Raw genomic sequence first — 24,593 nt, forward strand, 5'->3', positions numbered from 1 at the left:
TATATAGAAACCATTTCACATTATTTCGTATACCTGTTCGCATAACTAAACGCCGCATAAGCATCCGGTTTAATTTTTGCTGTTAATCCCATCGCTTGAATTTTCTTCGTCATATCTAAAATAAATTCTTTTGTTAAACCATCATTCCCAATATCTAAATGAATTTCCATTATGAATCCCGCTCCATCTTGAGCATATGGGTGCAATAAATCCCAGATTGTTTGTATATGATTTGGAGTAAATAGACAGGCAATTTCTTGACTAAACTGTGTTTCTAAATATATTTTCTCTCGCAAAGTTGCTGGCTTATTTTTTACTGATTTGTGATTCAAACATCCCCATGCTCCTTTTCCAACCCGATGAATATGTATCGCTGTAATAAACCTCGTATCCTTTTGATGTGCTTGTGAGTCTGTCCCAATAGATAAGCGATATAAATTTCGCGGATCCTTTTCAATGAAACTACAAATGCGGTTAAATACCATATCAAAATTCAAATGTCTCTCAGAAACATTATAAAATGTATGTTCACCGTCCACATAGTCACGTCCTTTCAATTAGACAGACCTTTCGTATTCTCATTGTATGGGACAAAAACAAAAATTATAACTCACTACCCTTTATTCGTTTCAATATTTCGGATTACATAATGACAAAACCTACACGTATAAATTACATTTTGATTAGACTGAGCAGTTAATACATGATTAATTTCCGCATGACTGTGACAATTAGGACAAATAACAATCGGTAAGCGTTCCATCCTTTTCACCTCCTATTACTATTTACTACCATTGTAGGACAAATAAAAAATTCCTATACATATACATTTGTGGAAGTTCTTTTGTTTGATTGCGACTTCCACAAATGTATAGCCTATTAATTAATATAACTAAAAAAGGTACTGCCAAATGGCAGTACCTTTTTTATATGTATCAAGAAATGATGTCGTAAATCTCAATTGCAACCATGTCGATGTTGTCGAATTGATACACTTGAGGTTTTTCACCTTGTTGATACACTTCTAACTCATACATTTCACTTTTATCGAAAAATTTCACGCTACATTTGCGCTCACCGTTCACTTCAAAATAGCGTTGTGCTACTTCACCGCTTTCAGCTTGTTCTTGTAGACTAACAAGTCGAGTTAAAATTCCTTGGAGTAGAGACATGAAATCTCTCCTTTCTCTGATCTTCCTACCAATAGGTTTTACAGCTATACTCATTCTATCCGTCATAACAGAAAAAATGTTCCACACTCTAGGATAAAGGTTCTTGGCCAGAAACTCAACTAAAATTTGTCGAAATACGAAGGAAAAAGAAGAAAGAATATCTTTTTCCTTCTTTATTGCTCTTTTTATACTGACAGAATATAATAAAACACAGAAAAAGGGAGGAATTACAATGAAAAAAATTGAGGTTTATACACAGCCTGATTGTCCGCCTTGTACCATTGTGAAAGAATTTTTAAAACATAATGACGTTGCGTATGAAGAATTTGACGTAAAAAAAGACGCCGCTGCACGCAATCGTCTGTTATATGACTATGACTCCTATTCAACTCCAACAGTTGTAATTGACGGAGAAGTTGTCGCAGGTTTTCAAATTGAAAAATTACAACAGCTACTTGGTATAGAATAGGAATAGGGAGAAACCTATTCCTATTCTCATAATTGTTGTAACCTTTTTATTTCAGTCAAAAGTTCCTGACTTTCATGATACCCTGCTAATTTCCATTTCCCATTATCCTTTTGTAATGTCACAATTTGATATTGTCCACTTTTTGCCCGTTCATAGACATATAAATTTTTATGTTCCTCATCATATGACATTTTTGTTTCTGAATTAAAGGAAAACGGAGCTTCTTTTGCTGGAAGTAAATACTCACCACTTTGTTTTTCATTTCTACTGTTTTCATCTGTAAAAACTTGAAGGAAATTATTTGTAAAATATGGTGATAACGTCTCTATCATCTTATTCATTGGTATTTGCTTCCCTCGAATTGAAAATTGCGTCTCATAACCTTTTTGTATCGTTGTAAACACTTCTTTCCGATCCACTTTCACTTCTTCTTTCCCTAAAACAGTTGTGACACTATAGCCAACTAGAAAGGCAACACATATAAATAGAACAAACCATATTCCATATTTCCTCATTTTTTCACCTTCCTTTTAAAAGAGCTTGTCTTTGTAGTATTCATTGTAACAATGATTATGCAAAGACAGGGATGATTTCGTTCGTAAAATCTTTACAACGATAGACAGCATTTTCATTATTATTTTCACTATTACCAATTTATGATAAAAACAAACAAAAAAATGCACGAATCTCTTCGCGCATTAAAATAAAACGTCTTCTTCATATAAATATTCATAAGATAAATCTATAAATAAAAAGTTTTCATCATCAATCGGGAAAGAAAATGTTCGTACCATTTCACCAGTTTCAATATCGGCATATAAATCTGAAAGTCGCGCCTTATTTTCAAAACGCATTTTCATGATATTCTCGAGAAAATACGGACGCCAACTCCAGTTTTTCATATAATACTCCGGCATCACAATCCATTCCCCATCTTTTTTCATAACATTACCTGATTGCTGGAAACCATCTTCATTACAAATAAATATCCGAAAACTACATTGTGATACACTTTGGCTAAATTGTAATAACCAGTCATTTATATCTTCATTCTTTTTTTGTTTTGACAGAACATCACCAATTCGATCACGTAACATCTCTGTTAAATTATAAATTTTTTGCAACTTCTTCTTCTCATGCAGAATAAATTGATGACATTCATTACCAAGTCGCTCTTTTAAAACATTCGTTTCAATAAAATCCGGTAAACATTCTTTTAAATAATTACCTTGATAATATCTACCACCGTTTTTCCAAGCATATTGTAGTTGATAAAAAGCATCAATCTCTTCATATAACAATGTCGCACCAATTCTTCTAGCAAGTAAAGATAAGGAATATAAAATATCTTGATAAGATTGTAAAAGTGCAGTTTGCCTTAGGTTTGTTAAATCTACTTTTAAAATATCCGGTGCTAACACGCTAATACGTTCTAAATTACTTGTACCCGTTCCAACTTTATTAATCGAAATTTGAATACCATATGTACGATAATACATCAGCAAATGATTAAATTGCTCGATATCTTCTTTACATTCATGTTCTGTAATCTCTAAAACAATGTGGTTCAAATTTAAACCTTGTTTTTCATACATCAATAAAAGTTGAAGTAAACTTTCATCTTCATCATTCATTAATACATTAGCATTCCGATGTATAAATAATAATAATTTTTGATCTGTTTCTAAATACCTATTTAACGCTTTTTCTACTATGATATTATCTGCTTCCAGTTGGAACTCACTCGGAATAGAATCATCATGGAAGAAAGATGCTAAACTTTGTATGCCCTCTTCTGTTTGAATACGTCCTACAACTTCATATCCAATTACTGTATGCTCATCAGCACTAAAAATAGCTTGATAATAAGGAAGGACTTTATCCAAGTTACTCATTACATCTAATGCATCTATCAACGTGCTTCCCTCCCTTTACTTTTCAAAAATTATAACACGATATTTACGGAAAAATAATAAAAAATCCCTTCAGTTTTCCTGAAGGGATTAGAGGGGTAAAATGCTAAGGGGAATTAGCAATTCTACTATGAAGAAAAAAGAGGTCTTAAATATACCGTATATATTCCCCTTTGTAAACACCTTTCTCTCACGTGTCACAATTCCGTCACATTTTACCGGAGAAAAATGAATAAATCATTCATTTTTCATCCCTTTTAAAATGGATATTGGTGCAAATGCTGGCCACCATCCATTGTCATACAAGTACCATTTATGTATGCAGCTTCGTCTGAACATAAATAATAGGCTAGACCTGCGATTTCTTCTGGTGTCCCCAATCTACCAAGTGGGACACTCTGTATTGTACGCTTAGCCATTTCTTCTGAAATCCATAATTTATCGGCACCACCCGTACGTTCAATCGGTCCTGGTGCGATAGCATTAACTCGTATCCCATATTTACGTCCCCACTCAACAGCAAGCGTTTTAGTCATTGCTAATACACCAGCTTTAGCTGCTGCTGAATGAATAACCCCTGGCCCTGCATCCCATGCATATGTTGCCACCATGTTAATGATATTTCCTTTTATACCTTTTTCAATCCAATATTTTCCGACAGCCTGGCTACAATAAAATGTACCATTTAATACAATGTTAATTACCGAATTCCAGCCATTCACAGATAAGTCCTCCGCTGGACAAATAAAGTTTCCAGCTGCATTATTTATTAAAATATCAATTCGTCCAAACTTCTCATCAATATGCTCAATCATCTTTTGGATATCATCAGTATTTCGTACATCCATTTGTACAGGTAATACTTGCCCCGGAAACTGTTCAATTTCTAGCTTTGTTTCTTCTAGTTTTTCTTTTGTACGTCCTGTAATAACAACTCGTGCCCCTTCTTTCGCAAAACGAATCGCCATTCCTTTTCCCATTCCACTTGATCCACCTGTTATAATAACTACCTTCTCTTTCACATACATCCCCTCCAAAAAATGAATACACATTCATTTTATCATTTTATTTAACAGAAATCTTTATATTTTTAATATTTTCTGATATTTTAGCGTAAAGAGGTTTCTTTCCGTTCATTTTTTCGTAATCTATACTACTTTTTTAATATCCAAAATATATTTTTAAAAAACTGAAAGGAGATTCAAGTAACCTGTATATGAAAAAAATTACAAGAAGAAATTTTTTAAAAGCTGGAATACGCACTTGTCTATATTCATTTATCACCGCTAGCATCGGCTATTACTATGCTAAATATATAGAACCCTATTTACTTTCTTTTACCCAACACACACTTACATCACAACTCATACCAAAAGGTTTTCATGGTATGAAGATTCTTCAATTTAGCGATTTACACCTGGGATACTATTTCTCTCTCCAACATTTATCTCAAATCGTTTCCAAAATCAATGCTGAAAAGCCAGATATTGTCCTTTTTACTGGTGACCTCATTGATGATTATCAAACTTATACCGAGGCTCCTTTTGTGGCATCCATTTTAAAGAATATACAAGCACCCTTCGGTAAATTTTCCATTTATGGTAACCACGACCATGGCGGATATGGAACTGAATACTATGATCACATCATGCGTGAATCGGGATTTGAACTTTTACAAAATAGTGAAAAGCGAATTCGTTTACTGGATAATAGTGAAATTTCCATTTTCGGGCTCGATGATGTACTACTAGGCAAACCAAAAATAGCGGAAACTTTACAGCAAGCAAAACAAAATATTTATACAATTGTTCTCGTTCACGAACCAGATATCGCGCCACAAATCGCTACATATCCAATCAACCTTCAACTTTCTGGTCATAGCCATGGTGGACAAGTACAAATTCCTTTTTTAGGTGCTATTATTACCCCGTCGCTTGCAAAACAATATATTGAAGGTTTCTATAACATTCAGGATTTGACTCTCTATGTCAATCGAGGTATTGGAAGAACACGTGTCCCATTCCGCTTTATGTCAAAACCCGAAATTACACTCTTCACCCTACAACATTCGTAACAATTCGCCTATTTTCTTACTTATCCTTTCTTGTACTCGCTCATCCACGCTTGGTCTACCATATGATAAAAATGAGTCCAATAAAGGAGGTTTGTTCATGTATCCATATTATCAACCAATCCCAGTTCGTTCAGCACCTATTGGCCCAGCAGGCGACTCACGCTTCTTTCCATTTTTCGGTGTTCCATTTCTAGCCGGAATTGCTGGAGGATTACTCGGTGGGGCATTAGCTTTCGGCCCTAGACCGTTTTATCCGCCTTATCCACCGCCTTTCCCACCACCAGCACCCTTTCCTTGTTACGGAGGGCCTTGTCAGCAACCATACTATTACTAATTTTAAAAAAATTCTTCCAAATCTTATTCTCTCAAGGAACCGACTCATCACACGCTTATAATAAAAACTATTCTCTCTACTCATTCTTCCATTTTAGGAACATATGAGTAGAGAAAAAAAGTAAAAACCTCTTAATTGCACTAAGAGGTTTTTACTATATTCCCACTATTCAGCATCTGTATTTTGATAAGCCATCTTAAATAAACTCACTTGGCTATCAATTTCTTCTACACCACTATTAATAATATAATAATAGTCACCATCTTTATTTTGTTCACGTGTTTTCACATTATCAGCTAAAGTAAGCTGTAAGATTGCCTTTATTCTCGCTTTCATTTCAATATCTAAAATTGGGAAAGATATTTCTACTCGTTTTTCCATATTTCGTGTCATCAAATCAGCTGAAGATAAGTATATTTTCTCATCTCCATTATGATGGAAATAATAAATACGACTATGTTCTAAATATCTTCCCACAACACTAACCACACGAATATTTTCACTTACATTTGGAATCCCAGGTCTTAAACAACATGTCCCTCTAACGATGAGCTCTACCCTTACCCCAGCTTGCGATGCTTCATACATTTTTTTTATTAACGGTTTATCTGTTAACGAATTCATCTTAGCGATAATATATCCATTTCCATATTGTCTATGGTAACGGATTTCCTCATCTATTAAATCCATAAATTGCTCTCTTATATCAAATGGTGCAACAGATAAATGATGAAAATGCGGTTTCGTTGTATAGCCACTCAAATAATTAAAGAAGTTTGTTGCATCTATACCAAAGTCTTTTCGCGATGTAATATATCCAAAATCGGTATATAACTTCGCTGTTGCATCATTATAATTTCCGGTTCCAAGATGTACAAACCTTTCAATCTTTCCGTTTCTTCTTCTTACAACTAACGTAATTTTACTATGCGTTTTCAAGTGACTTACTCCGTAAATAACGTGACATCCGGCCTGTTCCAATTCTTTAGCCCAATGAACATTATTCTCTTCATCAAACCTCGCCTTTAACTCAACCAATACCGTCACTTGTTTCCCTTTTTCAGCCGCTACCTTTAGCGCCTGAATAATCGGAGAATCTCCACTTACACGATATAATGTTTGTTTGATTGCAAGTACATTCGAGTCATCTGCCGCATCACGGACAAAATCAACGACTGGCTGAAACGACTCAAAGGGATGGTGTAATAAAATATCATGTTCTATCGCTTTTTCAAATACATCTTCCTCATCACCTAAATCTTGAGGAGGTTGGGGAATAAGAGCCGGATATACTAGATGTTCATATAAAGGTGCTAGTTTTTTATATAAGGAGAATAAACATGTTAAATCTAACGGTCCATCCATCATGTACACATCTTCATCTTTTACTTCTAACACTTCATACAATAACGCTAACACTCTTTCATCAATGTGTTCTTTACCAACTTCTAAACGAACGGCAGCTCCCCACTTACGCTTTTTCAATTCTTTTTCAATTACTTTTAATAAATCGCGTGCACCTTCTTCATGGATTGTTAAATCCGCATTACGTGTAATACGGAAACGAGTAACGGGTGATACGTTATATCCTGTGAATAATTTATGCGTAAAACCACTAATTACATCTTCTAATAAAATAAATTTATGTTTTTGCCCTTCACTCGGTAAAAATATGAAACGCTCCAGCAAAGAAGGCACTTGGACAATTCCTAACTTCGTGCGATTTTCTTCCTCTGCCTGCTTCTCATCGTATAAAATAGTAGCTAAATTCAGGCTTTTATTTAATAACATAGGAAATGGACGATACGCATCAATAGCTACAGGAGTTAATACCGGAAAGATTTGTTCATCAAAATATTCTTCTATAAATTCTCTCTGCTCTTTCGTCAAATCATGGAATGTTAGACGCTCAATCCCCTCTAGTTCAAGCGCTGGCAATACATAGCCTTTAAACGTGTCATACTGTACAGTCATTAACTCATGAGCTTTTATCGCAATCTTATTTAACTGTTTCTTCGGTGTTAAACCCGCTTTATTTTCTGGCTGATTAAATCCAGCACTTACTTGATCTTTCAAACCTGCTACGCGCACCATAAAAAATTCATCTAAATTTGAACTAAAAATACTAATAAACTTTAATCTTTCTAAAAGTGGATTATTTTCATCTTGCGCTTCTTGTAGTACACGTTCATTAAAAGCTAGCCAGCTCAACTCACGGTTATTATAATAAGCTGTATCATTTAAATTTACTAAATTCCCCTTTAGCAATTCCATTCTCTTCACACTTCCCTTTGAAACTTTTTCACTATAATTTAGTTACTTTTATTTTATCAAATTACTATATTCCAAAGTGTTAATTTTTTGTAAAGACATCCGTACAACTTAACGTTTTGATTCAAATGATAAGTTAATATTCGTTTTCAATACTCTTTCCAGCTGCTTTTTTTGCTTTTCAGCTTGCACTTTTTCTGATAACGCCGATTGCTCACATACAATTCTAAATGTTAATCCTTCTTTACTTTCTGTTATAGATATCGTTTCAACAAGCGATCTTTGTCTCACATTTAAAGCAGCTGAAAATTGCAAAACAGCTCCTAATAACCGAATTTTTTTTTGTTCACTTTTCTCAAACCAACCTTCAAATGGAGCTAAATGTTGTTTAAATAACATTTTTGATTTGTATGAGGCAATAAGCGCTAATCTAACTCGGTCTTTATGCATCATACCATCAATTGTTTTATTCGCCAGTAAATAAAACGTATGTAAGCGGCTCGCTTCTTCATCTATGTACTTCCCAATATTAAATACTTTCGCCGCTTGATGGAATATTTCCCAGTCTTTTTCCGACATAGAAATAAGTCCTACTCCTTCAAGTTGTTTACAAATCAATGTTCCTTGTTTAATAAGTTGAATTACAAATTCCATATCCATTTCGTATTCAAATGATAATAGATGTAAACTTTCTTCTACTACGTTTGGATAGTATGAAATCCCCAAATCTTTCGTTAATTCTTCATAGAAAACACCTTCTCTTAATCCTTTTTTACTCAATACAAATGCCGGTGCCTCTATAACGTTAACCAGTATATGAAAGACTTCGATAGCTGGAATAATCGTATCCGCTCGATCTTTTGCTAACCCCTCTAACTTTTGAAGCTCTATGAACGACAATTCTTTTAATTCCTCTTTTACATGTTGAATATCTTCTTCTTTCATTTTGTATAAATGTAATCCAGCTATAGGATAACAAATTAAATTTTGATGGATTTTCACCAAGTTCCTCGCACTTCCACCAATTGCGATAAGGGGTAATTTTTTATCGATTAACCATGGTAACGTTCGAAATTGATTCCATAAATAGTTTTTAATTTTCTCTAACTCTTCTGTAGTAGGAATATCACCTTGAATAAATTGTTGCTTTAAAGAAAGTGCTCCAAAAGGAAAGCTATGATATTCTAAATTTTCTCTATTTCGGAAGTATGTAACTTCTGTGCTTCCCCCACCAATATCAACTGTAACTCCTTCTGAAAATGAAGTAGAATTCATAACTGCTAAATAACCGTAACGTGCTTCTTCATATTCTGATAAAACTCTAAGAGTAAAATCTGTTTGTCCTTCAACAAGTTTTTTAATTTCATCTTGATTCTCTGCCTGTCTAATTGTTGCCGTTGCGACACAAAGCACATGATGCAACTTATGAAATCGTGTACTTTCTTGAAATTGAAATAATGTTTGTAACAATACTTCTATTCCTTCTTCACTTAATACACCATCTACTAAGTAATTTCTTAACCTAGCGACCACTTTCGTATTTTCAATCTCTTTATAAAAACCTCCGCTTTGTTTTTCATAAATAACTAAGCGCATTGTATTAGAACCAATGTCTATAATGGCATATTGTTGTTTTAATATTTCTTTCAAACTTCTCACTCTTTCATTATCAAATTTCTGAAACATGTTCTATCACTATTATACAAAATAGTTGTTTTTTGTAACAATATTGCTTTAATATTGAAAATATATACAATTACTTTTTGCATATAATAAAAACCCATTTTATTTATGCTATAATAAGGAAAAATTGAAAGGAGATTCAATATGAAACCTTCACAACCACAATCTCAATTACATAACCAACATTCTATTAATAGACTAGCTCAATCTATTTTCGTTGTGAATCGTCATGCTAAAGCTGCAACTAACCCTAAGTACTTATACTGGTTAAAAAAGACTGCTTTAGAACGCTTAATTACTGAAAAGAAGGCTATCAAAGAAGGATTACATTTTTCTAGAAATCCACGTTTTAGTCAACAACAATCCGATGTTCTTATACGTTTAGGTGATTATTTTTTCCATATCCCTCCTACGAAAGATGATTTTCGCACCCTACCGCATCTTGGTCACCTTGAATCCTCCTATCGAAATCCGAAAACAACCTTATCTTTAACAATAGCAAAAAAAACACTGCAAGATTATATTGGTCCTGAAGCATTAAAACAAGAAAAAAAATTAAGCGAACCAGTTCCATGGTATAGTCGTACTTATACAAAAAAATAAAACAGTTTGGCCAAGTGTAGGCCAAACTGTTTTATTTTTTCTCTTCTTTAATTTTAATATTTGCTTGTTTATAAAAAGCTATTTTTTCTGTATTATAAGATTTCGTAAATTCATTAAACTTGTCTTTTTCTGATTCAATATCTTTATAAGATTGATTTACTACTTTTACTTTTTCACTAATATCTTTTAATTTTGTACCTTTATCTTGTAACATTGTATATAATTCTTTTTCTTGTTTTAACGATTTACTATAGCTATCATACATCTTGTTAAATGAATCATGTCGTTTCTCATATGTGCTTTTCACTTTATCCGCTTGATCTTTCAATTTCTTATCTTCAATTTTCTTTACATATTTATCTGCTGATTTCACTTCTTCTTGTGCTTTATTTAAAGATTCTTTTTCTTTTGTAAGCACTTTTTCTCGTTCATCTGTATTTTTCACTGCTTGATTCAGCTTTTCTTTAACAGTTTGATTATTATCTTTTCCTTCTTGAACAATCTGGTTATATAATTCTTGTCCCTCTTTCTCTAAAGTTTCAAGTTTTTTTGCATCTTCAAACATTGTTTTTTCTTGCTTTGCAGCATTTTCAAACGCAACATATAATTCCTCTTCTGGTTTCGGTCCGAAACAACCGGCTAGTAAAGTCAGTGATAATGCAGTTACAATTGCTAATTTATTATATTTCAACATCTTTTCCTCCTATTTAGTAAACGATCATCGTGCCAAAAATCCCATGAAAACATGTAACTTCTTTATCTATTTCACGCTCGCATCTTTTTTACGAAGATCATCAATAATTATTTATACTACTTGTACAATTTTAGCATTTGAAATTATGTAATGTCTTAAAACATAAAGGTATTTACTGTAATCTTACCTACTGCAAGAAACACTATAATGTTTCACCTGATAAAAGATAATCTATAACCTCTCACGTCTATCATTCCCTTTCTCACTTTCTACCAAATAACCTCTTTGTCCATTTTACATAGTGCGAAGATGACCTCGCAACTCTTACAAAGATTCTTTTAATTTCTTAAAAAGGAAAAGTGTAGAGCACGTTTTCCTCTACACTTTTAAACTGAAAACATTGTGCAAAATGCATTGATACATCCACACACAATTATATGCTGATTCCATATATTTTTAAAGACTTTTGTTACAAAAAAAGTTTTTCTTGTAACAAAAGTCAAAAAAATGTTACAAAAAATTCTTTATATCATACTTCTTCAAATCAAAATTTCATTCATCACTTTGCAGGTTTCTATAATTATACAATTGATTTTGTGCTTTTCTAAGCAATTCTTCAAAAGTTTTTCCTTCTACTGGATAACTAGCAGCTCCAAATAATAGATTCATACTTAACAAGCCATTTTCTATTTCACTTTCAATATTTTTCATTAATCGGTTTGTTATTGTCGACTTTTCATGTCCGTTATCAATCGCCACAATAACATACTTATTTTCATCCCACTTAGTAACGACATCCCCTTTACGAATTGTCTTTACAATCGTACTCTCCAATTTTTTTCTTGTACTGTTTCTTTTAGTACTTTCCATTCTTTCACAGAAAGAATGTACACTGTAATATTATGAGAATCCCGTTCTGATAATGCAGCTACTTTCTCAAAAAAATCAACTACAAAATCATTACTTGCCATTCCTCCTATTTCCTTATCCATACGACCACTCGCTTTTTTATCATACCAATGTCCAAAATAATAGCTGAGTAACATTTGCAATATATAAATAATAAAGACGGTATAAAATGATCGCGAATCCAGTTTTGTAATTACATCCTGAAGCGCAATCCATTCTGTAACCGCCACTGTATTCCAAAGTAATAACCCACTAATTTTTCCTTTATGTTTCATATTTCCCCTCCTTTCTATACCAATATATGCTTCTATAACAATTATGTTTTTCTACAAAATAAAAAATGTACATATTGGGTGTACATTTCCGCTTAAGCTTGTCTACCATTTCTATTCTATTTCATATATATACTATATATCGTTTTAGAAAGAGGTGACCTATATGCTTCAAAAAGAAAATCTATCAGATATTATACGTTTTCTAGCAGGTTTTCTGTTAGCGTTAAAATTACTATTTAATTCTTTCGGAGTGAACTTTATTACAAACGATCAAATTGATGCTATTGTAAATGTTGCTTCCTTTCTTTTCATTCTATATTTTGGTTATAAAAACAATTATGTAGGAAAAAAAGGAATCGAGCAAAAAAAAGTACTCAAAAAACACAACCTTCACTAAAAAAGGAACCTTTCATACAGGTTCCTTTTTATCATTGCCGCACAACAACTTCATTTGTTTGCAGTGGACCATATGATAATCCTTTATATTGAAATGTATATGTAGCCTGAAATAATGCGTTTTTAAGTGCTTTATCTTTATTTGCTTTTATTTTACAAATTAGTTCTACCTTTTCATTCGGTAATAAATTTTCGATTCGCCACCTTACAAGCTGGAACAGAAACTCACTCATCCCCTTATCAACCTTTAATGAGTTTGGAATATATGCAAAATAATCTCGAATCATATGACTTACTACAACTCGTGAAATCATTTCCATTCCTTTATTTTCAACTTCAATTCGAATAATAAGTATGTCATTTACATCATAGGTCAGTTCATATGAAAATTTTTCTTTATACATACTACGGATTTGTAATGTAACTGCTACATTAGGACATTCGTTTTCCTTTTTTGAGCCATCAATCCATAACACCGGTTGTAGCGGTATTAAACGCCTTCCTTGATCCGAAATTCGTTTCCACATTTTCATAATAATATTCACCCCATTTCAGATGCATCATCCATACGACCTTATTCTGCCTCTCTACACGATATTAATAAAGCTTGTTACAAAAGATATATAGTTATTATTCTTCCTTTTATCCTATTCGACAATATAAAGAAAAAACCATTTTTCCTCTGTTAACAGAAGGTATTCTTACCGAAATATTTTTTTACAATTTCCTTCATTGACTTTATACCAATATTAAGTATTACTCACTCTTTCGCTGTCCATACAACAGAATATTTTGACGGAAGAAAAAGTTTGCCTTTTAGTCAAATTTGACTATAATATTCTTTATGGCTTTGTCAGTGCACTTGTGTAAATTGATTTGAAAGAACTATATTAATTTTTTATGCGCTGCACTCAAAACTTAATATAGTGTACTTATTATTAAAAGGAGGGTTATATTTGGAATCTCAATTATTAAAAAAAGACTCCAACAAGACAAAATTTGTTGTTGCTGGTTTACTACTTGGTATTTTAATGGCAGCAATGGATAATACAATCGTTGCAACAGCAATGGCAACGATTGTTGGAGATTTAGGAGGATTTGACAAGTTCGTTTGGGTCACGTCTGCATACATGGTAGCAACAATGGCCGGTATGCCTATTTTCGGTAAGCTATCTGATATGTACGGACGGAAACGCTTTTATATTGGTGGACTAATTCTTTTCTTATTCGGTTCTGCACTTTGCGGGACAGCGACAAGTATTGAACAACTAAGTATTTATAGAGCCATTCAAGGAATTGGCGGTGGCGCTCTGATGCCTATCGCATTTACAATTATGTATGATATATTCCCACCTGAAAAACGAGGTAAAATGACAGGTCTATTTGGTGCCGTTTTCGGAACATCTAGCGTATTTGGCCCTTTATTAGGCGCTTATATTACGGACTATATAAGTTGGCATTGGGTCTTCTATATTAATATTCCATTAGGGCTTATCTCCTTCTTCTTTATTACTAAATACTACAGTGAATCTCTAGAATTTAGAAAACAAAAAATTGATTGGGCTGGCGCTATTACACTTGTTATTAGTATCGTTTGCTTAATGTTCGCCTTAGAACTTGGCGGTAAAGAATATGCATGGGGCTCTAATGTGATTATTGGTTTATTTTCAACTGTTGTTATTATGCTTATTATTTTCTTCTTCGTAGAAAGAAAAGCAACTGAGCCTATCATTTCTTTCCATTTATTTAAAAAACCTTTATTTGCAGCTACCCAAGGTGTTGCCTTTTTCTATGGCGCAGCTTTTATCATCTGTACAGTTTATATTCCAATCTTCGTTCAAGGTGTTCTCGGCGGTTCAGCCTCAAATGCTGGATTGATTTTAACACCTATGATGGTCGGCTCTGTAATTGGAAGTCAAACAGGTGGACAGTTAGCTTCTCGAACAAGTTATCGTAACATCATGATGGTGTCTGGTGTTTTCTTCGTTCTTGGTATTTATTTACTAAGCACCTTAACAATGGACACACCACGTGTACTCGTAACGCTATTTATGGTTCTCGCTGGACTTGGTGTTGGTTTCTCATTCTCAGTTTTAAGTATGTCTTCTATCCACAAATTAGAAATGAGAGACCGTGGTTCTGCTACATCAACAAACTCATTCTTCCGTTCACTCGGTATGACCCTTGGTGTAACGATTTTCGGTACCATTCAAAATCATATTTTTACAGATAAACTAAACACTGTGTTCCCTCCTGAACTAGCAAAATTAGCCCCAAAGGGTGGAGACACAAGTTTCTTATTATCACCAGGTGCTACCGATAAAATACCAGCTGAAATATTAACTGGTATTAAAGAAGCTCTTGCTACATCTATTGCCAGTACATTCTTCTGGGCACTTATCCCGGCTGTATTAAGTATTATTTGTATTTTACTTATGGGAAATGAACGCCTCTTTACCGGACCAAAAACGAAGCAAAAACAAAAGCAAGTAAGTTAGTATAGAAAAAAGAAACGGCATACCCTTTATGAAAAAGGGTATGCCGTTTATAATATATAAAGTAAAACTTTAATCAGCATAGGACCATTTCCACTAATTATAATCCCTCACCAATCGGGATTAAGTTTCTATATACAGGAGTTGAAACAGCATGAGCATGAAATTAGTCATTCTCGGCTTGCTACTCGAAGGGGATAAACATCCATATGAAGTGCAGCACATCATGAAAGAAAGACAAATGGATTGTTATATTAAATATGCAAAAGGATCACTTTACTACGCCTTCGAGCAATTAGAAAAGCAAGGTGCAATTAGTATTACAACTATTGTTCGAGATACCAATAGACCTGATAAAACAATCTTTCATATAACAGAAGAAGGAAAACGGTTATTTCACACGTTACTATTAAAACAATTCGAAGCAAAAAATCAAATATATAAACCAATTTATTCAGCACTCTCTTTCGCTCATTTTGGTGATGATCAAGAGTTAATTCCTATTTTAGAAAAGAAGAAAAATGATACCGTTCAATATTTACATAAAATGCAAACTATTTATGATTGTAGCAAAGGAAAAATTCCACGTGCACAACTATATATTTTGCAAAGCGTTATTGAACATATTACAGTTGAATTGCAATGGTTAAACACCCTCCTTACAGATGCAGTTGCAGGGCGACTTTCAGAAATTGATATAGATGAAGGTTAAGCTTGTAAAGAAGAGACTGTAAAAAGACAATAAAGTTATTTAATTTTAAAACCTAAGATAAACATACCCCCGTTCTAATTTAGGACGGGGGTATCATATAGTTGTTTAATTTTCGATATAGGATACTTCACTGTGCTCAAAAATATAACAATAAAATCGTTTGAAAATCTAAGATTTATTCAACAATAGTGTCCTATAATAGAATTTCGTTTCTTAAAATTCTATATAAAAAGGTTGTTGATTTTCATCCAAACTGTATTCAATTCTTTGTCTAAAATTCATAAAACTCACCATTTCTAACGCCTGTTCAATAGGATAAAACCCTACTTCCAAACTTTCTGGTGTAGTCGTTAATTTACCGCCAACTGGTCTAGCTAAAAATAACGTATTACATATTGAATGGTTCACATTTTGAAATACTCCACAAAATTTTAAAACTTCAATATCAATACCCGTTTCCTCTTTAGTTTCCCTTATTGCAGCATCTTTCAAAGACTCTCCTTCTTCAACTTGTCCACCTGGCATTTCCCACCCTCTTTTAGGTCCCTTGATTAATAGGATTTCTTTTTGTTCATTCATTACAATTGTCGCTGCTGAAACTATATGTTTTGGCGGTGAATAAATATTTTGTGTACTTTGTTCCAATTGAAATTCCCCGTTTCTATAAACTTAGTATATGCATCTTTATATAGCTATTTTGTTCTTTTTTTGTGATAACTTACTATTTCAAAATGAACTATCCAATTCCCTTCCTTATTCCAGAATATGGACCGGTTCTTAAATAACATAACTAGCATCTTATCCCTGTACAAGTACACAATTCTTTATAAGTTTAATCCAATTCCCCCCTCATAACTAGTCAGAAAAATAAGAATAATAAAAATAAAAAACTTTGGAATTTTCTTATTTTAAAACAGTAGACAAAATTCTAAAAATTGTGTTAGAATTTGTTTCAATATCATATCGCTTGTTAAATTCCTTTCAAAAGGAAAATGGGTACACGAACATTTTGTTTCGTGTTTAAAAGGGAAGCTTGGTGAAACTCCAACACGGTCCCGCCACTGTAAATGCTGAGATTTCTTTTCTATACCACTGTGAAAACGGGAAGGTGAAAGAAATTATATGAAGCATAAGTCAGGAGACCTGCCTGTTTTAGCAACACTGATAGATTCACGGATGATGATGAGGTGTTAAAACAAAAAGGAAGGCTTATTTTCTATGCCTTTGTACTTTTTGTTATAGGTATTTCCTAGTAAACGGAAATGCTTACTTTCAATTAGGGAGGAATTTGAAATGGCAATTCAAACAAGTAATTTAGGTTATCCACGTATCGGACTACAACGAGAGTGGAAAAAAACATTGGAAGCTTTTTGGTCCAATAAAATCGATGAAGAACAATTTTTAACAACAATGAAAGAAATTCGCCTTCAACACGTTAAAGCACAGCAAGAAAAAGGGATTGAACTCATTCCAATTGGCGATTTTACATATTATGATCACGTTTTGGATACTGCTTATATGCTAGGATTTATTCCATCACGTTTTTCTGAGTTTACATCTTACCTTGATGTATATTTCGCAATGGCGCGTGGCTCTAAAGATCACGTAGCTTCCGAAATGACAAAATGGTTTAATACAAACTATCATTATATCGTTCCTGAATATGAAGAGGGATTACAAATCTCTTTAAAAGATAATCGTCCACTTCGCTTATATGAAGAGGCAAAACAAGAATTGGGAGTAGATGGAAAGCCTGTTATTTTAGGACCATATACTTTCTTAAAATTAGCGAAAGGCTATACACAAGAGCAATTTGCTACGATTTTAAACCAATTAGTTGCACCTTACGTACAACTAATTTCAGAACTACATGCAGCTGGTGCACAAATCATTCAAGTTGATGAACCGATTTTCGCTTCTTTAACGAAAGAAGAAATTCAACATGCAAAAGAAATTTACGAAGCTATTCGTAAAGAAGTTCCAAATGCGACTCTTCTTTTACAAACATATTTTGATAGTGTAGAAGAAAACTATGAAGAAATCATTACATTCCCTGTATCTGGTATTGGATTAGATTTCGTTCATGGTAAAGAAGGAAATCTAAATGCTATTTCAAAATATGGATTCCCAGCTGATAAAATTTTAGCTGTCGGTTGTATAGATGGCCGTAACATTTGGAGAGCTGACCTTGATGAAGTTCTTACGTTATTTACAACGCTACAAAAACAAGTCCAAACGAAAGATTTCATCGTTCAGCCTTCTTGTAGCTTATTGCATACACCAATCGATAAAACAGAAGAAACTCACTTATCGACTGAGCTATTTGATGCGCTAGCATTTGCAAATCAAAAATTAGAAGAGTTAGTTCTTATTCATTCTGCTCTAACTCAAGGTACAGAAAGCCTTAGTAATGAGCTAGAAACATACCGAAACGTACATCATACAATTCGTTCATCTGCTGCACGTAACCGAGAAGATGTTAAAGCAGCACGAACAGCATTAAAAGAAGAAGATTTTTCACGTCCTCTTCCATTTGAAAAACGATATGAATTACAACAAGTCGCACTTCAGTTACCGTTGTTACCAACAACAACTATCGGTAGCTTCCCGCAAACAACAGAAGTTCGTCAAACGCGAAAAGAATGGCGTAACGGTGTTATTTCAAATGAACAATATGAACAATTTATTGAAAAAGAGACAGAAAAATGGATTCGTTACCAAGAAGAAATTGGTCTTGATGTTCTTGTCCATGGTGAATTTGAAAGAACTGACATGGTTGAATATTTCGGCGAGCGCCTTGCTGGTTTCTCCTTTACTAAAAACGGATGGGTACAATCATACGGTTCTCGTTGCGTAAAACCACCTGTTATTTATGGCGATGTTGCCTTTATAAATGGAATGACTATTAAAGAAACTGTATATGCACAAAGCTTAACAGAGAAAGTAGTAAAAGGTATGCTCACTGGACCTGTCACTATTCTAAATTGGTCATTCGTTCGAAATGATATTTCACGAAAAGAAGTTTCATATCAAATTGCACTAGCACTTCGTCATGAAATTGAATTACTTGAATCTTCCGGAATAAGAGTAATCCAAGTCGATGAGCCCGCACTTCGTGAAGGTATGCCGTTAAAAGAGAAAGATTGGGATGCATACATTACATGGGCAGTTCAATCATTCCTTTTAGCAACATCTTCTGTAGCAAACGAAACACAAATTCACACCCATATGTGTTACAGTAACTTCGAAGATATTGTAGATGCCATTCGTGCGTTAGATGCAGATGTTATTTCTATCGAAACATCAAGAAGTCATGGAGAATTTATTGATACATTAAAACATACAACATATGAAAAAGGAATTGGTCTAGGTGTATATGACATTCATAGTCCACGTGTCCCAAGTAAAGATGAGATGTTCGCAATCGTGGAACAATCTTTACAAGTATGTGATCCTAAATATTTCTGGATTAATCCAGACTGTGGTTTAAAAACTAGAAGAGCGGAAGAAGTTATTCCGGCTTTAGAACACATGGTGCAAGCAGCAAAAGATGCTCGTTCCCTTTTAAAAACAAACGCATAACAAAAATGGGTTATCCTCCAAAAGGATAACCCATTTTTTATACTTTACTTTCAAAAAAGAATTCATATTGTATTTTATATAATTCATCATCCGTTGGCTCTTCAAGAGGAATTGCCTGTAATACAACGGTATACTCACCATTTGGAATAGGGATCTGAAATTTATTTGAAAGAATACTCGTTACAACGATACATTCATTTTCAACTGTAAAAGGAACCGCAACCGTTCTAATCACTTCTTCTTTCTCAATATGTTTTCCACAAGTTACTTTTACTTCACAAGTATAATCAGAGAGTGCTTCAAAAATAACAGTTCCATCCGCCTTAGCATAACCTCTTTCAAAATCTTCATCTGTCCAATCTACGTAAGGCTGCTCACCGTCATAGTTCATCAACATTAATTGTGAATAAGAAATTGTTAACTCCATAGTTCCCTTCTCCTTCATTATGAAATATGCAACTACTACTTCACTTCAAATTTCACACGCGTACCATCTGGATATTTGTCTAGCTTATTCCCTACCCAAGAACCTGCACCGCGGTTATCTGCTGGACTTATATATTCAATATGAGCTCCTTTTCCGCCTTCCTTACACATCGCCATCGGCCATTCATCGCGATCATAACCTTTCTTCGTCGGATATGGCGCTAACGATAATTTCCTTCTATCCGCTGCACCATTACGATCAATTGTACACATTTCTGAATGCCCTTCTTTTATAGCATCCGCTATATGTTTCCCGGTCTCTGGATATCGTTCTTTCGGGAACTCTAAAATTTGATCATACGTAGTTGTTTTTTTAGTACTTGTCTCCTCTGGCACAAGTACTTCATATACTGCTACCAAAAGAGAAAGAATTGCAATAATTGAAATGATAATACCTTTTAATTGCTTCATGTGTACCTCCGTGTTCCTACCAATTTCTTTTCCTCAGCTATTATAACAAACTTCTTCTATGTATGTTTTCAGACATTATTTTAGCTCTTCCTCTCCATTCCGCCAAAAACATTCATTTTTCCTCATCTTTTCACTAATGCTGTAGAAAACTAATAACCTTCCGACATTCTTTTTCAAAGGAAGTCCTCATAAAAGATTGAAATGATATATACGATACTTTTTGGGGAGGAAATATCATGGAAGCTATTTATAAAACGAAAGATGTTACAAATAAAACAGGTATCCCAAAACATATAGTCCGAAAATATAGCCAACTCTTAGAGGAACACGGTTATATCATTTCAAAAACAGCTGATGCTCGTATTTATAAATTGGATGATTTAAAACTATTAAAATCTATACATGAAAGAGCTGCTACATTACAAGAAGATATTTCAGAAACAATACCTATTATTTTAAAAGAAAAAGAGGCCCCACCTGTACCTGTTATTCAAGATAAGCAAGAAATACAACCAAAAGAAAAAGAAGATGGGCGTAACTTTGAGGAGTTCATGTTAAAACTTGAAATGCTTGCTCAATTAAATGAAGCAATTATTCATCAAAACTCTACTCTCATTACACAAAATCGTTTAAAAGACGAGAAATTAGATGAACTTATGCAACAAGTTTATGTAAAGGAAGGATCTCAAGAAAAAATGTTACAAGATCTAGTTGATCACGCCGCTCAAACAGATGCACTTCAGAAAGAAAAGATGGACTTATTAATGAATCATATGTATAAGCGAGAATCTAAACAAGAAGAAAAAATGAATAAACTTGTCCATCAAATTTACAATAAAGACAGCAGCCGTGATGCACAACTTATGCAAGTTATTCGCGAAATTCAAGAAACAAAAAAATTAGTCGCCGCCTCAAAAGAGCAAAGCTTCTTTCAATCATTTAGAAGTTTATTCATTCGAACAAAACAAGAAAAAACAAATGAATAAACTTCTGTATATTTTCTAATGCACAATAAAATAAAAAGTTACCTTCTACCGGTAACTTTTATTCCTTATATCGTACAGCTGGCAATATAATAATAGCTTCAGTTCCTTTTCCGCTTTCACTTTTATATTCCAATGTACCATTATGCGCTTGTAAAATACTAAATGTTACCATAAGACCTAATCCTGTTCCTTTTTCTTTTAAAGAATAATACGGTTGTCCAAGCCTTGCTAACTGTTCTTTTGTCATCCCAACGCCACTATCTTTAACTCTTATTATTATCATTTCATCTTTTTGAATAGCCGTGACTTTTAAATACCCTTTGTTTCCTTGAATTGCTTCAATACCATTTTTAACAACATTCATAATAGCTTGCTTCAATTTCGTTTTATCACCGATAGTATAAAGGCTCTCAGAAATCTCAACTTGCAAATAAACGCCCTGCATCGCCGCAAACGATGACATAAGCGTTGTCATTTCAATTAATTGTGCTGATAAACAAATATGTTCTTTTTTTTCAATTTGAGGCCTTGCCAAATTTAAATAATCTGAAATAATCTGTTCAGCACGATCCAGTTCAGCTAATACGAGACGCATATAATCTTTGTTTTTTACGTCTTCCGTACTCTCTAACAATTGAATAAACCCACGTACCACAGTGAGCGGATTTCGAACTTCATGTGCAACACTTGCAGCTAACTCACTTACAATATTAAGTTTTTCTGATTTTTGCATTTCTGTACGTAATAATGCATTTTCGTTTAAATACTCAGTCAAATACACTTGAAACACCATTGTCATAACCATGATAAGTGATGCAAATATATACCCACTATATAGATTAGATATGTACGGTGTAAAACCTGTTTCTAAAAGGACATTCAACATCCCAAATACTAATGAAACAAGAACATAAAATGATGCAATCATAAAAGCTATTATTAACTTCTTATCTCTTGAAAAAAGAGACCATTTCTTTGACAAAAACAATGGAATTATTGAAAGAAATATAACTTCTACGATAGGTAACCAACTGAGCCCCTTAACAATCCATTCATATGCAACAAAAATAATGGCAGGGATGAGCCCAACAATCCCACCATATAAAAAGCCACTAACAATTGGGATTGGATGAAAATTGTATCCACAAATGGTACCAAAACAAATAGAGTATGTCATGGAGAGAACGAGTGTAACGCTAGATAAAAACATAATAAAGTAGCGATTAGGCTTCGGAAGCATTTCTTGATAGCGATTTAAACGAATCGCTTCATATAAAAATAGTGGTAAAATAATGATGGCAATTTGGATCATTAAATCACGAATCAGCTCCATAGCCTCTCATCCCCTATATGTATTTTGATATGATTATATCATTTTATAAGTTGATTTGTTTTAAAATTTTGATTTTTCTTAACATATTTGTTAATTATTTGTTAACAACTAATAATAAATGTTACAGATTTCCGAAATGATTGTAAACCCTGTACCAAATTTCCTTCATGCAGTATACAATGAATACGGATTACAAAGAAATTAAAAAACACTTCACTAGACGGACAACTATCGCAAAATACAGCATATAATCCATACTATCTATGTTTACAAATAAGTGATCATTACTTTAGTAGGAGGAAGATAAAAATGGCGGGTACTACGCTTGTTTTAAAAGAAGAAAATTTGGTTGTGCTAGAAAACGTTGAAAAATCAGTATACGAAGAACTGCAACATAAAGCAGGGGAAGATAACTGCACATGTGCTGTAAATGAATCCGTTGTCCATCTCGGCAAAGTATCTTCCGTACTTTGGAACGAAGATGAAATAGATTGGGAATACGGTTATTAAAAAGTCGCTTTCAGCGGCTTTTTTCTTTTCTCTCTTTCTAAATAACATATGCAAAGCGTAATCATAGAAAATATGATAAAATGGACTTAATTTTCAAACGGAAGAAAGGGAGATACAATGGAACAATTCATTAATCCTAGAGTGAAGGACATCCAAATTTCTGGAATTCGCCAGTTTTCTAATATGATTCAAAGCTATGATAATCTTATCTCTTTAACAATTGGGCAACCCGATTTCCCTACACCTTCTCTAGTAAAAGAAGCAGCTAAACGGGCCATTACAGAAAATTATACAAGCTATACACATAACGCTGGTTTACTAGAATTACGCAAGGCAGCTTGTAACTTTGTAAAGGACAACTACAATTTACATTATTCACCTGAAAACGAAACCATTGTTACAATCGGTGCTAGTGAAGCGATCGATGTTGCATTCCGAACTATTTTAGAACCAGGAACGGAAGTAATTTTACCTGCTCCTATTTACCCTGGTTACGAGCCGATTATTCGACTATGTGGTGCAACTCCTATTTTTATAGATGTTCGTGAAACTGGATTTCGTTTAACAGCTGAAGCATTGCAAAATGCAATTACAGAACGAACAAGATGCGTCGTTTTACCGTATCCTTCTAATCCAACTGGTGTTACCTTATCAAAAGAAGAATTAGAAGATATTGTATCTGTCTTAAAAGATAAAAATATTTTCGTTCTTTCTGATGAAATTTATAGTGAACTTGTATATGAAGAAAAACACACATCTATCGCTCATTTCCCAGAAATGCGTGATAAGGCGATTGTCATTAACGGATTATCAAAATCACATTCTATGACCGGCTGGCGTATCGGACTTTTATTTGCTCCAGAATATTTAGCAAAACACATATTAAAAGTTCATCAATACAATGTTACATGTGCTACTTCAATCGCTCAATATGCTGCAATCGAAGCTTTAACAGCTGCTAAAGATGCCCCGAAGATGATGCGCTATCAATACAAAAAACGCCGTGATTACGTATATAATAGACTCATTCAAATGGGTTTAACGGTTGAGAAACCAACAGGTGCATTTTATTTATTCCCATATGTTGGACATTTAACATCTTCATCATTTAATTTTGCACTTGATCTTGTAAAAGAAGCCGGGCTAGCCGTTGTTCCTGGGACAGCATTTTCGGAATACGGTGAAGGCTACCTTCGCCTTTCCTATGCTTATAGCATCGAAACTTTAAAAGAAGGCTGTGACCGTTTAGAAGCCTTTCTAAAGCAAAAAGCTAAGAGTTAAACTC

25 protein-coding genes, 1 pseudogene and 1 riboswitch are annotated in these 24,593 nt (G+C 33.6%); of the genes and pseudogenes, 11 read left to right on the top strand and 15 right to left on the bottom strand.

All coding sequences use genetic code 11. The features are described from left to right. Window positions 1–20 precede the first annotated feature (20 nt). From LUS72_RS19740 to LUS72_RS19750, 3 genes are all read right to left on the bottom strand, one after another. Window positions 21–539 carry a ribonuclease H-like YkuK family protein gene (locus tag LUS72_RS19740; RefSeq protein ID WP_097830868.1) on the bottom strand — a complete coding sequence of 173 codons (519 nt, stop codon included), beginning with the start codon at window positions 537–539 and terminating at the stop codon, window positions 21–23. A 74-nt stretch (window positions 540–613) separates the two neighbouring features. Further along, window positions 614–763: a hypothetical protein gene (locus tag LUS72_RS19745; protein ID WP_071746889.1), complete on the bottom strand. Its 150-nt coding sequence runs from the start codon at window positions 761–763 to the stop codon at window positions 614–616. Window positions 764–935: 172 nt separating this feature from the next. Next, on the bottom strand, window positions 936–1,172 hold the full coding sequence (locus LUS72_RS19750) for a YkuJ family protein (protein ID WP_000055151.1): 237 nt from the start codon (window positions 1,170–1,172) through the stop codon (window positions 936–938). A 232-nt stretch (window positions 1,173–1,404) separates the two neighbouring features. On the opposite strand from LUS72_RS19750, the gene LUS72_RS19755 reads away from it, so the two are divergent. Then, a complete protein-coding gene (locus LUS72_RS19755) occupies window positions 1,405–1,641 on the top strand; it encodes a glutaredoxin family protein (protein WP_097830867.1) in 237 nt (78 codons plus the stop codon). A 26-nt stretch (window positions 1,642–1,667) separates the two neighbouring features. Here LUS72_RS19755 and LUS72_RS19760 read toward each other — a convergent pair whose 3' ends face one another. The 3 genes from LUS72_RS19760 to fadH form a co-directional block, all read right to left on the bottom strand. Beyond that, window positions 1,668–2,156, bottom strand: coding sequence for a DUF3993 domain-containing protein (locus LUS72_RS19760; RefSeq protein WP_097830866.1), 489 nt, complete (start codon window positions 2,154–2,156; stop codon window positions 1,668–1,670). Between the two features lie 183 nt (window positions 2,157–2,339). Beyond that, window positions 2,340–3,557, bottom strand: coding sequence for an EAL domain-containing protein (locus LUS72_RS19765; RefSeq protein ID WP_000564312.1), 1,218 nt, complete (start codon window positions 3,555–3,557; stop codon window positions 2,340–2,342). A 254-nt stretch (window positions 3,558–3,811) separates the two neighbouring features. Continuing rightward, a complete protein-coding gene (gene fadH, locus LUS72_RS19770; protein WP_097830865.1) occupies window positions 3,812–4,576 on the bottom strand; it encodes a 2,4-dienoyl-CoA reductase in 765 nt (254 codons plus the stop codon). A gap of 194 nt (window positions 4,577–4,770) precedes the next feature. Here fadH and LUS72_RS19775 point away from each other — a divergent pair, with 194 nt between their 5' ends. Together LUS72_RS19775 and LUS72_RS19780 are read left to right on the top strand one after the other, a co-directional pair. Next, complete coding sequence (locus LUS72_RS19775; RefSeq protein ID WP_097830864.1) at window positions 4,771–5,628, top strand: metallophosphoesterase; 858 nt, start codon at window positions 4,771–4,773, stop codon at window positions 5,626–5,628. A gap of 97 nt (window positions 5,629–5,725) precedes the next feature. Then, window positions 5,726–5,962 (top strand): hypothetical protein, encoded by a 237-nt coding sequence (locus tag LUS72_RS19780; protein ID WP_000283735.1) that lies wholly within the window; start codon window positions 5,726–5,728, stop codon window positions 5,960–5,962. A gap of 165 nt (window positions 5,963–6,127) precedes the next feature. On the opposite strand, the gene LUS72_RS19785 is transcribed toward LUS72_RS19780, so the two are convergent. Next, window positions 6,128–8,236 carry a polyphosphate kinase gene (locus tag LUS72_RS19785; protein WP_097830863.1) on the bottom strand — a complete coding sequence of 703 codons (2,109 nt, stop codon included), beginning with the start codon at window positions 8,234–8,236 and terminating at the stop codon, window positions 6,128–6,130. A 108-nt stretch (window positions 8,237–8,344) separates the two neighbouring features. Continuing rightward, entirely contained in the window at window positions 8,345–9,919 is a 1,575-nt protein-coding gene (locus LUS72_RS19790; RefSeq protein WP_141533249.1) for a Ppx/GppA family phosphatase, read from the bottom strand. 141 nt (window positions 9,920–10,060) lie between these two features. Between LUS72_RS19790 and LUS72_RS19795 the strand changes: the two genes are divergently transcribed. Then, a complete protein-coding gene (locus tag LUS72_RS19795; protein ID WP_000804854.1) occupies window positions 10,061–10,519 on the top strand; it encodes a YkyB family protein in 459 nt (152 codons plus the stop codon). A gap of 31 nt (window positions 10,520–10,550) precedes the next feature. On the opposite strand, the gene LUS72_RS19800 is transcribed toward LUS72_RS19795, so the two are convergent. After that, a complete protein-coding gene (locus tag LUS72_RS19800; RefSeq protein WP_097830861.1) occupies window positions 10,551–11,213 on the bottom strand; it encodes a YkyA family protein in 663 nt (220 codons plus the stop codon). A 552-nt stretch (window positions 11,214–11,765) separates the two neighbouring features. After that, a pseudogene (locus LUS72_RS19805) lies at window positions 11,766–12,397 on the bottom strand (diguanylate cyclase domain-containing protein). 163 nt (window positions 12,398–12,560) lie between these two features. On the opposite strand from LUS72_RS19805, the gene LUS72_RS19810 reads away from it, so the two are divergent. Beyond that, window positions 12,561–12,794, top strand: a complete 234-nt coding sequence (locus LUS72_RS19810; protein WP_097830860.1) for a phage holin — start codon at window positions 12,561–12,563, stop codon at window positions 12,792–12,794. A 31-nt stretch (window positions 12,795–12,825) separates the two neighbouring features. Here LUS72_RS19810 and LUS72_RS19815 read toward each other — a convergent pair whose 3' ends face one another. Further along, window positions 12,826–13,326 carry a hypothetical protein gene (locus LUS72_RS19815; RefSeq protein WP_097830859.1) on the bottom strand — a complete coding sequence of 167 codons (501 nt, stop codon included), beginning with the start codon at window positions 13,324–13,326 and terminating at the stop codon, window positions 12,826–12,828. Between the two features lie 423 nt (window positions 13,327–13,749). Between LUS72_RS19815 and LUS72_RS19820 the strand changes: the two genes are divergently transcribed. After that, window positions 13,750–15,291, top strand: a complete 1,542-nt coding sequence (locus LUS72_RS19820; protein WP_264448116.1) for an MDR family MFS transporter — start codon at window positions 13,750–13,752, stop codon at window positions 15,289–15,291. A gap of 151 nt (window positions 15,292–15,442) precedes the next feature. Further along, on the top strand, window positions 15,443–16,000 hold the full coding sequence (locus LUS72_RS19825; protein WP_097830857.1) for a PadR family transcriptional regulator: 558 nt from the start codon (window positions 15,443–15,445) through the stop codon (window positions 15,998–16,000). Window positions 16,001–16,213: 213 nt separating this feature from the next. Here the strand turns inward: LUS72_RS19825 and LUS72_RS19830 are convergent, their stop codons facing one another. Further along, window positions 16,214–16,645: an NUDIX hydrolase gene (locus LUS72_RS19830; protein ID WP_071746900.1), complete on the bottom strand. Its 432-nt coding sequence runs from the start codon at window positions 16,643–16,645 to the stop codon at window positions 16,214–16,216. Window positions 16,646–16,977: 332 nt separating this feature from the next. Continuing rightward, a riboswitch (cobalamin riboswitch) is annotated at window positions 16,978–17,166 on the top strand. Window positions 17,167–17,293: 127 nt separating this feature from the next. On the opposite strand from LUS72_RS19830, the gene metE reads away from it, so the two are divergent. Further along, window positions 17,294–19,582 (top strand): 5-methyltetrahydropteroyltriglutamate--homocysteine S-methyltransferase, encoded by a 2,289-nt coding sequence (gene metE, locus LUS72_RS19835; protein ID WP_097830856.1) that lies wholly within the window; start codon window positions 17,294–17,296, stop codon window positions 19,580–19,582. Between the two features lie 37 nt (window positions 19,583–19,619). Here the strand turns inward: metE and comJ are convergent, their stop codons facing one another. Together comJ and nucA are read right to left on the bottom strand one after the other, a co-directional pair. After that, a complete protein-coding gene (gene comJ, locus LUS72_RS19840) occupies window positions 19,620–20,009 on the bottom strand; it encodes a competence protein ComJ (RefSeq protein WP_097830855.1) in 390 nt (129 codons plus the stop codon). Window positions 20,010–20,044: 35 nt separating this feature from the next. Further along, window positions 20,045–20,479, bottom strand: a complete 435-nt coding sequence (gene nucA, locus LUS72_RS19845) for a DNA-entry nuclease (RefSeq protein ID WP_000811509.1) — start codon at window positions 20,477–20,479, stop codon at window positions 20,045–20,047. Between the two features lie 236 nt (window positions 20,480–20,715). Here nucA and LUS72_RS19850 point away from each other — a divergent pair, with 236 nt between their 5' ends. After that, window positions 20,716–21,465 (top strand): DUF3967 domain-containing protein, encoded by a 750-nt coding sequence (locus tag LUS72_RS19850; protein ID WP_097830854.1) that lies wholly within the window; start codon window positions 20,716–20,718, stop codon window positions 21,463–21,465. 58 nt (window positions 21,466–21,523) lie between these two features. Here LUS72_RS19850 and LUS72_RS19855 read toward each other — a convergent pair whose 3' ends face one another. Continuing rightward, complete coding sequence (locus LUS72_RS19855) at window positions 21,524–22,798, bottom strand: sensor histidine kinase (protein WP_097830853.1); 1,275 nt, start codon at window positions 22,796–22,798, stop codon at window positions 21,524–21,526. Between the two features lie 309 nt (window positions 22,799–23,107). Here LUS72_RS19855 and LUS72_RS19860 point away from each other — a divergent pair, with 309 nt between their 5' ends. Both LUS72_RS19860 and LUS72_RS19865 read left to right on the top strand, forming a co-directional pair. Next, window positions 23,108–23,308 carry a hypothetical protein gene (locus LUS72_RS19860; RefSeq protein ID WP_000929279.1) on the top strand — a complete coding sequence of 67 codons (201 nt, stop codon included), beginning with the start codon at window positions 23,108–23,110 and terminating at the stop codon, window positions 23,306–23,308. 117 nt (window positions 23,309–23,425) lie between these two features. Then, a complete protein-coding gene (locus LUS72_RS19865; RefSeq protein ID WP_098361632.1) occupies window positions 23,426–24,589 on the top strand; it encodes an aminotransferase A in 1,164 nt (387 codons plus the stop codon). The last annotated feature ends 4 nt before the right edge of the window (window positions 24,590–24,593 follow it).

Origin of the sequence: Bacillus cereus (assembly GCF_025917685.1) — a bacterium.
Lineage (GTDB): Bacteria > Bacillota > Bacilli > Bacillales > Bacillaceae_G > Bacillus_A > Bacillus_A cereus_AT.